Raw genomic sequence first — 3723 nt, 5'->3', positions numbered from 1 at the left:
CACCTAAAGTTCAGCTATCCGCTTCTGCTGATCTCAGAGATGAACTACCGTTTATTTCTCAACTCGGAGAACCCCGAAGTGAAGATGCTGGCCATACTGGCCGACTTTGCAAACACAGACAGCTATTCGATTGTAAAAGAGGTAGTAGAGGAGATCCGGGAACACACAAAAGGCGATCTGGCCCAAAGCAGATATTTCAAACAATTACGTATCTTTGTACAGTTACGAAGCAGTATACAACCACAATTTGAGAAGGTTATGCAAGCAGTAAGTCAATTTTTCCGGGAAGAAAAGGATTTTCTTTTCCAAAGAGGAGCAGAGAAAGAGCGGGTGATAGCGGAAGCTAAAATACGTGAAGAGCGTATCAAAGCTGAAGCTAAGATGCGCGAAGAGCACATCAAAGCCGAAGCAAAAATGCGTGAAGAGAAATGCGCCATTGCCAGGGCAATGAAAGCCGACGGATTACCAATAGCAAAAATCAGTAAGTTCACTGGTCTAACTTCCGATGAAATAGAAGGGTTGTAGCCATAACTTCCCTTTCTTAATATGATAGCCACCATTGCGTGGCTTTTTTTTCGATGGTAGAAAAACAGATGGCATTCTTGTTCTCCCTCTCATTCCGGTTTCCCGTAAAAAAATCCTCAAACCGCTGTCTAGCTTTGAGACATAATCAAAGCAATAACCCCATGGCACACAAAAAAATAAACGAAAATGATCGCGGTCATTTTTTATCAAAATACCACAATGTAACTTTCCTGAAACTTTATTGCATAACGCAGAAAGAAAACTAACAATAAACGCTCAACCAATCCAAAAAACCAATCCGATATGGATTTCAAAGATTCGATACTGCAATTTGCAGGGAGGGTCGAAAAGCTGTGCCCTCAGATACAAACCGAAGAAGCCACCAAGAATGCGCTTATTATGCCCTTTATACAGCTGCTGGGCTACGATGTGTTTAACCCCTTCGAGGTGAACCCCGAGTTCGTGGCCGACCTTGGCATCAAGAAAGGGGAGAAGGTAGATTATGCCCTGATGCGCGAAGGCAAGCCCATCGTACTGATTGAGTGCAAGCATTACACCGAGAACCTCGATCCGCACAACTCGCAGCTGTTCCGCTACTTCCATACCACCGAGGCCAAGTTCGGGCTCCTCACCAACGGCATCACCTTTCGGTTTTATACCGACCTGGTGACACCCAATAAGATGGACGACAAACCCTTCTTCGAGTTCAACATCGGGGAGATCAGGGATAACGAGATCGCCGAGCTCAAGAAGTTCCATAAGAGTTATTTCGATATCGAGAACATTTCCAATGCCGCCAGCGAGCTGAAATTCCTCAATGAGGTGCGGGCGCTGCTCTCGAACGAGCTCTCTAACCCCTCGGAAGAATTCGTGCGTTATTTTGCCAAAAAAGCATATCCCTCTTCGGTAACCCAGAAGGTGCTCGAGCAGTTCACCACCATTACCAAGAAGGCCTTCAACCTGATCGTGAGCGACCTCATTAACGACCGCCTCAAGTCGGCCCTGAAGACAGAGACCGCCAAGTCCGAGCCCCTTACCGGCGAGCAGCAGGACGAGCAGGAGACAAAGCCCGATAACGGAATCGAAACCACCCAGGAAGAAATCGAAGCATACCTCATCATCAAGTCGATCCTCCGACAGAAGACCGACCCTCAGCGGATCCATTTAAGAGATGCCCAGTCGTATTGCGCCATCCTGTTTGACGATAACAACCGGAAGCCGATTTGCAGGCTCTATTTTAACGGGAAGAAGAAGTTTGTGGATATCCCGGATGAGAACAAGAAGTTCGTGAGGAATGAGATACAGGTGCTGGATGATATTTTCGGGTTGGGGGATAAGTTGATGGAGGTGGTGGAGGGTTACACTTTCATTAAATCAGCATTAGAAGAATAACACAAAAACTTAATTATGAGAAAACCAAATACTGACCAAACAGGAAGAAACTTCTCTCCAGAGATCATTGCAATTGTATGGAAAAAAGCAACTATTGTGAGTGACTACGATCCAAATAAAATAAGGAAAGACACTTGTGGCGCATGGATTCAATTTGATAAGCATGGAGAAACCATGGATGAGGGATTAGGATGGGAGATAGATCACATCATGCCAGTGGCAAAAGGAGGAGACGACCTCATATCCAATCTCCAACCATTACAATGGCAGAATAATAGAGCCAAAGGAGACAAGTTTCCTGCGAGCAACTATTGCGTTACAAAAGTAAGATTTAGTTATAGTGGTAGTATAGCAGGAGGGTGATGCTGGATTTCTAGCTAGTAGAACTTTCACGAAAACGTGACCGTTTAAAGAGTTCCTTTGGTAGGACCTTGGAATCCTAATAGTTCACAAACTGTAGCTCTCCATGAAAACATAAAGGCAAATCATTAGGAAACTATTCAAGTTAAAAGTGATGACTCCTTCTTCAAAATATTTTAGGACCACTTAACGTAAAAAGAAACACAATTTATATATTAGCGAAAGCCTTACTATTATGCCCAAAGAAAGTGTACTCTCGACAATTGAAAAAGAATCGTTTGAGATTGAGCGTTTTATTTTTCATATCATAATTCAAGCAGACCCAGCACCTCTTTACTTGGACGAGGTAGAATTAGACAATGACCAAATTAAGTTTTTTAAGGATCGTTTCATCGAAATCTCAGAAGGAGTTCAATATATCTTCAAGGAAAGAGAAGAGTCGCAATTTTTAAAATATTGTAAAGAATTAATTAATGATCCCGAAAAACAATTTATACGTATCTCAAGAGTACTTTCAGCGGTATTTAAGAAGGAGCACCAAAAAAACACCGCCGACGGCGTATTTATTACTGCTTTAGTAAAAGTTGAAAATAGTCGTCATTTAATATTTCTATTAAAGTTAGATAATCGTAAGGTGTATCAATATAAGATTAAGAGGAGCAAAGCCGCCCTTGAAGAAGTTAAAGACACTTTTATTGAGGATAAAAAAGCAATTCAAAAGTCAGCTTTAATTGATATCACGGACTATTATAGCTGGGATGTATTGGCAAAAGAAAGGACTCCAGGACCACAAGGTGGAATCAGAGATTATTTCGCCAGGTTTTTAGACGTGGTTGCTAAGGACACTCCATCCAGGTTGACTGAAAGGGCCGTAAGTACAGTCAGACAATGGGCCATTGCAAACAAAGAAGAATTAGATCCTACACAAGATGTTTCAAGTTATAAGAATCGTGCAATAGTTTACCTTTCATCTACACCGATGTTTAGAACTGAAGATTTTATAAATGCAGTCGTAACTGATATGGATGAGGTTAGAATGGAAAGGCTTGCTGAATCGCTTAAACAATTCTGTGATGACAAAGGAATTTCCGGGCAATCATTTAAACCTAACCCTAACAGTCTTAATGGAAAGGCCCGAAAAAATATCAGACAAACCGCGGAAGGAGTAAGAATCGAATGGGAAGGAAAGCCAGAAGACAGTCTAATTACGATACCACATAAAAAGGATGAGAATGACAATTTATACCATATACTCATTCGCACCAGTAAGTTAGAGGTGTTAGACAAGTAAATCATGAATCGCTTGGAGTTATCTCTTATTGAAGAGCTAATTAGTGTCCGTCCATAAAGTCAGCCAAAAGAGAGCAGATTGAGCGCATTGGAAAAGCTCTTCAATCATAGGGCATTTCTTGCGGCATTGTCCTTGTTGCTCTTTTGCTGCTCTTT

Annotated in this window: 3 protein-coding genes and 1 pseudogene; all 4 read left to right on the top strand. The window is 41.9% G+C overall.

Annotated features, from left to right (window positions below; translation table 11 throughout):
• Positions 1-525: pseudogene (locus tag DDR33_RS25650) on the top strand (Rpn family recombination-promoting nuclease/putative transposase); the annotation flags it as partial.
• A 303-nt stretch (positions 526-828) separates the two neighbouring features.
• Entirely contained in the window at positions 829-1917 is a 1089-nt protein-coding gene (locus tag DDR33_RS24865; protein ID WP_109418487.1) for a type I restriction endonuclease, read from the top strand.
• Positions 1918-1932: 15 nt separating this feature from the next.
• Positions 1933-2280, top strand: coding sequence for an HNH endonuclease signature motif containing protein (locus tag DDR33_RS24860; RefSeq protein WP_202913846.1), 348 nt, complete (start codon positions 1933-1935; stop codon positions 2278-2280).
• 232 nt (positions 2281-2512) lie between these two features.
• Positions 2513-3568 (top strand): nucleoid-associated protein, encoded by a 1056-nt coding sequence (locus DDR33_RS24855; protein WP_109418485.1) that lies wholly within the window; start codon positions 2513-2515, stop codon positions 3566-3568.
• The last annotated feature ends 155 nt before the right edge of the window (positions 3569-3723 follow it).

The sequence above is a fragment of the Pararcticibacter amylolyticus genome (assembly GCF_003130405.1).
Classification (GTDB): Bacteria; Bacteroidota; Bacteroidia; order Sphingobacteriales; family Sphingobacteriaceae; genus Arcticibacter; species Arcticibacter amylolyticus.
Note: the sequence above shows the minus strand (reverse complement) of the source record. Positions and strands in the feature narration are given on the sequence as shown.

What these genes read in the sequence shown, in the direction of transcription:
- DDR33_RS24865 (WP_109418487.1), top strand. Translation starts at nt 829, where the DNA reads ATGGATTTCAAAGATTCGATACTGCAATTTGCAGGGAGGGTCGAAAAG.
- DDR33_RS24860 (WP_202913846.1), top strand. Translation starts at nt 1,933, where the DNA reads ATGAGAAAACCAAATACTGACCAAACAGGAAGAAACTTCTCTCCAGAG.
- DDR33_RS24855 (WP_109418485.1), top strand. Translation starts at nt 2,513, where the DNA reads ATGCCCAAAGAAAGTGTACTCTCGACAATTGAAAAAGAATCGTTTGAG.